The following is a 6,000-nucleotide window of genomic DNA, read 5'->3' as shown; positions in this document are numbered from 1 at the left end:
GCAATGGATTGGCGGTCTGCCTAACTATATCAAGGCTTATTTGTCGATTTCAGTCTGCGAAGTTTGAGTTATCAGCAACGATTTAAAACAAACATAGAAAACTTTTAGAAAATAGCGTTAGCCCTCCTTTTTTATGCATACATATAGCTTGTAAGGAGGGATTTTTTTGATTAGGGTTCGCCGAAGAGTATTGAAAAAGGGACCTATACCATTTCGCTATGTTGTACTACTAACAATTGTTTTTTTTCTGCTTTCTACTGGAGCAGGAATATGGTTAATTAATAGAGGAATTGAACCAACCTTAATGAAATATGCAGAAGCCAAGACTAAAGAGATTGCAACGCTTGTTATTAATAAGGCCGTTAATAAACAAGTGGTAGACCAACTTGATGTGAACGATATTATTAAGACAGAAAGTACGCCGGATGGGCAGGTAGCCAAGATTGATACGGCAGTCGTAAATCGTATTAGAGCTCAAACGACATCTTTAGTCCAGGCTAATTTACGAGAAGCTGAAAAAGGAAATTTAGAAGAATTAGAGATTCCAACGGATATTAATATTGAACCAGATGAAAAGCTCAGGCAGCGAGGAATTGTCTATCAAGTTCCATTAGGGCAAGCTACAAACAATGCCTTACTAGGAAATCTAGGACCTTTAATCCCGGTTAAATTTCATGCAATTGGTGATGTGCAATCAGACGTTGTACGGAAAATAGAGGAATACGGAATTAACGGTGCTTTTTTAGAAATTTCAATTGAAGTTCAGGTTAACGTTCAGGTGATTATTCCCTTTGCTACAAAACAGACAACCGTTCAAGCGACAGTGCCTGTAGGGATGGCGATGATTCCAGGGAACGTACCGGATTATTTTAACGGCGGCACTAACTCAGCCTCTCCATCTATTGAACTAAAGAAGAAATAGCCGGTTGATAACTTTATACTTTACCGATATAATGTACTAGATATAATTATATACCATCACCTTATCAGATCGATGAGGTAGAGGATGCAAAAAGTATGAGTATACTATGTGAGGATGACAACTGTGATCATAGTAAAAAGGATTTTTTGCCGAAGGAAAGAAAAAGAGTCAGCTTTTCTTTTCTGGGGTTACCTTGAAAAAGGGTAACACTGTCATTATGAAAATACGCTTGTTTTCATGATGGAGGGCTACTGATCGTGATGGAGGATAACATAACATTACAAAGAGTAATGATAGTTATTTTCTATCATTGCTCTTTTTTGCGTTTTTTTCTTTATAAGTAGTCCTCCTAGATTTAAACAGGCTTATATTAGGAGGATATCATGGAAGGAACTATTTTTTCGTTATTACCACCATTGATTGCCATATTAATGGTTGTTTTAACACGTAAAGTACTGCTTTCCCTAGGAGTAGGGATTTTAGCAGGTGGATTAGTGTTAACGGAGTTTTCAGTTGGAGAAACGATTCAAAAGATTTGGGGAAGCTTTGCTACAATTTTCTACGCGGACGGCGCACTTAATACTTCAAATCTATTCATTTTGCTTTTCCTTTTAATTTTAGGTGTTATTACGGCTTTTATCTCAATCATTGGAGGAAGCCGTGCTTTTGGAGAATGGGCTTTACAACGTATTAAAACGCGTCGTGGAGCTCATCTATTAACAGCTGTGTTAGGAATTATTATCTTTATTGATGATTATTTTAATGCACTAGCTGTTGGACAAGTAAGTCGCCCGGTAACAGATCGACAGCGGGTATCAAGAGCGAAGCTTGCTTATTTAATTGATTCAACTTCAGCTCCGGTATGTGTGATTGCACCGTTCTCAAGTTGGGGTGCCTATATTATTACGGTTGTAGGTTCAATTCTAGCTGCACACGGGATGAGTAATGTGTCAGCATTTTCAGCATTTGTACAGATGATACCGATGAATTTTTATGTATTTACCGCATTAATTATGGTATTCGTGGTGAGTGTTTTTGATATTAACATTGGACCAATGAAAAAACACGAAGAGCGTGCGATTCGTACTGGAGAAGTAACGGACCCAGAAAAAGGTGCAGTACCAGGAGAGTTAAAAGAAGATTTACCAGTTAGTGAAAATGGTCGTGTATTCGATTTGATCTTACCAATTATTGTATTGATGATTGGGACAATTGGTGCGATGTTATGGACAGGCTATCAAGCAACTGAAGGTCAAGCTACAATCTTTACAATGTTTGAGAATACGAATGTACCTAATTCATTAATGATTGGTGGTTTATCAGGCCTTGTTGTAACGCTAGTATTATTTATCGCACGTACGAGACAATCGAATGAACTGTCTAATTCGGTGCTTGGTAAGGGCATAGTAGCAGGAATCAAATCGATGCTACCCGCTATTTATATTTTGCTGCTTGCTTGGATGATTGGAGATTTGATTGGTCAGTTGAAATCAGGAGAATTCTTAGCAGGAATTGTGGAGAGTTCTAATTTAAATATTGCCTTCTTACCAGTGGTACTATTTATTATTGCTGGCATCATGGCGTTTTCAACAGGGACATCGTGGGGAACGTTTGGTATTATGCTTCCAATTGCAGGTGACATTGTAGGAAACATTGAACCAGAATTATTATTACCAGCTCTTGCGGCTGTATTAGCTGGTTCAGTTTGCGGAGATCACTGTTCACCAATTTCTGATACAACAATCTTGTCATCAACTGGAGCAGGAAGTCATCATATTGATCACGTAATGACACAGCTTCCTTATGCAATTATTTCAGCTGTAATTAGCATCATTGGTTATATTGTACTTGGTTTAACAGAAAGTACAGCTGCAGGATTTGGAACAATAATGGTTTTATTAGTGGTATTTGTCTTAGTAACTCGTAAAAAGGGGAACATAACAAAGACATCATTAGAAAAATAGAAGAATAAAGATAGAGCAGATGCGCTTCACAACGTCTGCTCTATTTTTAATTGTTTAATTATCAAAATTTTCTATGAAAATATTTTGACATACTATAGCATAATAGCTATAATTCTTCGTAAGATAGTTCTAAAGACAGACTATGCTAAATTATCAGAAAGTTTAAATAACTTTTTGGGTTATGACAGAGATAAAAGAAAAGAGAGAGTGTAAGGGGGAAACTATGATGGAAAATCGTCCTCAATGGGGTACGAGAGCAGGTTTTATCATGGCAGCAGCAGGTTCTGCAATTGGATTAGGAAATATTTGGAGGTTTCCGGCGACTGCCTATGAAAACGGTGGAGGTGCATTTTTCTTACCATACTTATTTGCGTTATTAACAGCAGGTATTCCAATCTTAATCATGGAGTTTGCAATTGGACATAAGTATAGAGGATCATCGCCATTATCGCTAGCGAGACTAAATAAAAAAGCAGAATGGCTAGGCTGGTGGCAAGTTGGTATTTCATTTATTATTGCAGTTTACTATGCAGCGATTATTGCATGGGCCATGTCTTACTTTATCTTTTCGCTAAAGCTAAGCTGGGGTCAAGATACTGAAGGGTTTTTATTCGGTGACTATTTGAAATTAGCTGAGGTTCCTGGTCAAACGGGAAGCATTGTACCAGGTGTCCTAATACCGCTTATTTTAGTTTGGGTAATAGCTTTAGGTGTCTTACTAAAAGGTATTAAAAAAGGAATTGAAGCAGCAAACAAAATTTTCTTACCAACATTAATTGTCTTATTCTTTATCATTGTGCTTCGCGCTATTACATTAGATGGTGCAATGGAAGGGTTGAATGCATTCTTTAAGCCAGACTGGAGCGCTATTGCAGATGGAAAAGTTTGGGTGGCAGCTTATGGTCAAATCTTCTTCAGTTTATCTGTTGGTTTTGCCATTATGATTACTTATTCTAGCTATTTACCAAAGAAATCAGATTTAACAAATAATGCTTTTATCACTGGCTTTGGTAACTCAGCATTTGAATTACTAGCCGGTATTGGTGTATTTAGTGCTTTAGGGTTTATGGCAATGCAGCAAGGTGTGAGCATTGATGAAGTAGTAGCAGGTGGAGTAGGGTTAGCATTTGTTGTATTCCCTCAAATTATTAACGAGTTTCCGGCGTTTAATCAGCTGTTCGGATTACTTTTCTTTGGATCGTTAACATTGGCTGGTTTAACATCACTTATTTCCATTATTGAAACATTTGTAGCGGGGGTACAAGATAAATTTAACGTATCTCGTACGAAATCTGTCTTAATGGGTGGGGGCTTAGCTTCTATCATTTCATTATTATTTGCTACTCAAGGAGGGTTATACTTCTTAGATGTAATGGATTATTTTATCAATAACTTTGGTGTTGCTTTAGCCGGTTTAGTTGAAATTATCTTAGTGGCTTGGGTATTCCGTGAACTAAACAATCTACAAAAACATGCAAACAGCGTATCTGACATTATGCTTGGTGCTTGGTGGAAAATTTGCTTAAGCGTAATCACACCAGTTGTTCTTGGATACATGATGTTTGATAATGTGAGAACTAATATTTCAGAAAATTACGAAGGTTATGCGACGAGTTTCATTGTTCCATTTGGTTGGGGAGTTGCAGGTTTGGTGATTGTTGTTGGGATTCTATTATCATTTAAAAGTTGGAAGAAAGAATCATTATCTTCTGTGAAGGAGGATACAACGTATGGAAAGTAATTCAGTAATTATGATGATTGCAGGAATGATTATCATCTGGGGCGGTTTAGCAGCAAGTATTATTCATGCAGTGAAGAAATCAAAGGAAAGTAAAGCGTAAAAAAGAGTGCTTAGAACATTGTTCTAAGCACTCTTTTTATATTAAATAAACGTTTGTTTAAATCGTACATTACTTTTTCTTTTGACGATCAATTCTTTCCCATGACCGAAGCTGCGGATAAGGGTCAAAAGACCATTCGTTTCGACCGTTATCTTTGTACATACCGTAATGTAAATGAGGTGGAAATTTCCCAGATGTGCCTGGAGGCCCGTATCCTGAACTACCAACACCACCGATGACCATACCTGGTTCTACAATCTGTCCCGTTTTTAAATCTTTAGCAAATCCACTTAAATGTGCTAGGTAGTGATAATTATTATTCAGGTCTCGAATTCCAATACGCCAGCCACCATATTTATTCCAACCTTTTAGTTCGATTATACCATAGCAAGGAGACTTGACTGGAACGCCATAGTCAGCGAAAATATCAGTTCCTTCATGAATTCTTCTTCCGCCCCATCCACGAGCGTCACCCCAAGTGCTGCGATAGCTATAGTTTGATCGAATCGGCACTGGAAACGAGGTTCCTTTTAAGTCAATACGACCATAGGTCTTAAAGAGCTTGGCGTTCCCAAGGATAATATCAACCGCTTTAGCTCGATGATAATAACTCCATAGCGCAATTTTAATATAATCCTCGCTTGTTCCAAAAGTTTGAATATAATTAGCCATTGTAAAAAGCATGTCTTCATCATTTAACTGATCAGCTTTCCCATCGCCGTTTCCGTCTTTTCCTAAACCACCTAATAACGAAATGGTTAAGGGGTTTTGGTCATTAAGCTTTGGATTTAAAGAACCTGCCCATTTTTCTGGAGAGTAATAAATAGCAATTGCACCTTTTTCTCTTGGAATATCCTTATGAGAGCGACGGACGTTTCGTTCATATTGATCAATTCCAGCAAAGTAATACCAAGGTATTGATGACACAGCCTCCATCTGCTGATATAATTCCATGCGCTTCGTATTTAAAGCTGCTTCATCTTCGGTAGAAAGTGGCGCAGCCTGAGATGAAATCGTACATGAAAAGCATAGTGAAAAAAATAACAGAAAAAGCACATATTTTTTCAATGAGCTTCCTCCTTCCTAATTAAGTTATAGTATTAGTTTGTGAAACGATGAAAAATTTAATAAATAATAATTAATGGAAATAAAATGATGTTAAGGTTATATGAACAATAAATAAAGCGCTATCATTTGCGGTTATTAAAGGATAAAGAGTAGAGATAAATAAGTGTAGAGCGCTTGTCGAATCGCTCTTTTGTATGATAAAGTG

General features: G+C 37.2%; 5 protein-coding genes and 1 riboswitch. Of the genes, 4 read left to right on the top strand and 1 reads right to left on the bottom strand.

Annotation, left to right across the window (positions count from 1 at the left end; genetic code table 11):
* The first annotated feature begins 166 nt into the window (after positions 1 to 166).
* The 4 genes from yunB (at position 167) to AC1UFB_RS09470 (ending at position 4,727) form a co-directional block, all read left to right on the top strand.
* Positions 167 to 922: a sporulation protein YunB gene (gene yunB / locus AC1UFB_RS09485; RefSeq protein WP_100346649.1), complete on the top strand. Its 756-nt coding sequence runs from the start codon at positions 167 to 169 to the stop codon at positions 920 to 922.
* A 70-nt stretch (positions 923 to 992) separates the two neighbouring features.
* Positions 993 to 1,181, top strand: a riboswitch (Lysine riboswitch).
* Positions 1,182 to 1,305: 124 nt separating this feature from the next.
* The gene (locus AC1UFB_RS09480; protein ID WP_100346650.1) at positions 1,306 to 2,886 is read left to right on the top strand and encodes a Na+/H+ antiporter NhaC family protein; all 1,581 of its coding nucleotides are present in this window, start codon (positions 1,306 to 1,308) and stop codon (positions 2,884 to 2,886) included.
* Positions 2,887 to 3,112: 226 nt separating this feature from the next.
* Positions 3,113 to 4,627 (top strand): sodium-dependent transporter, encoded by a 1,515-nt coding sequence (locus tag AC1UFB_RS09475; RefSeq protein WP_206833386.1) that lies wholly within the window; start codon positions 3,113 to 3,115, stop codon positions 4,625 to 4,627.
* On the top strand, positions 4,617 to 4,727 hold the full coding sequence (locus AC1UFB_RS09470; protein ID WP_076512338.1) for a methionine/alanine import family NSS transporter small subunit: 111 nt from the start codon (positions 4,617 to 4,619) through the stop codon (positions 4,725 to 4,727). Before AC1UFB_RS09475 ends, AC1UFB_RS09470 begins: the two co-directional genes overlap by 11 nt.
* 69 nt (positions 4,728 to 4,796) lie before the next feature.
* Here AC1UFB_RS09470 and AC1UFB_RS09465 read toward each other — a convergent pair whose 3' ends face one another.
* Positions 4,797 to 5,741 carry a M23 family metallopeptidase gene (locus tag AC1UFB_RS09465; RefSeq protein WP_231882751.1) on the bottom strand — a complete coding sequence of 315 codons (945 nt, stop codon included), beginning with the start codon at positions 5,739 to 5,741 and terminating at the stop codon, positions 4,797 to 4,799.
* Positions 5,742 to 6,000: the final 259 nt, after the last annotated feature.

It is taken from the genome of Priestia sp. KCTC 13724, from assembly GCF_056820425.1.
This window is presented reverse-complemented; position numbering and strand designations above follow the sequence as displayed.

Excerpts from the sequence above, each read along its gene's own strand:
- AC1UFB_RS09475 (WP_206833386.1), top strand. The coding sequence starts at position 3,113 with ATGGAAAATCGTCCTCAATGGGGTACGAGAGCAGGTTTTATCATGGCA.
- AC1UFB_RS09480 (WP_100346650.1), top strand. The coding sequence starts at position 1,306 with ATGGAAGGAACTATTTTTTCGTTATTACCACCATTGATTGCCATATTA.
- AC1UFB_RS09470 (WP_076512338.1), top strand. The coding sequence starts at position 4,617 with ATGGAAAGTAATTCAGTAATTATGATGATTGCAGGAATGATTATCATC.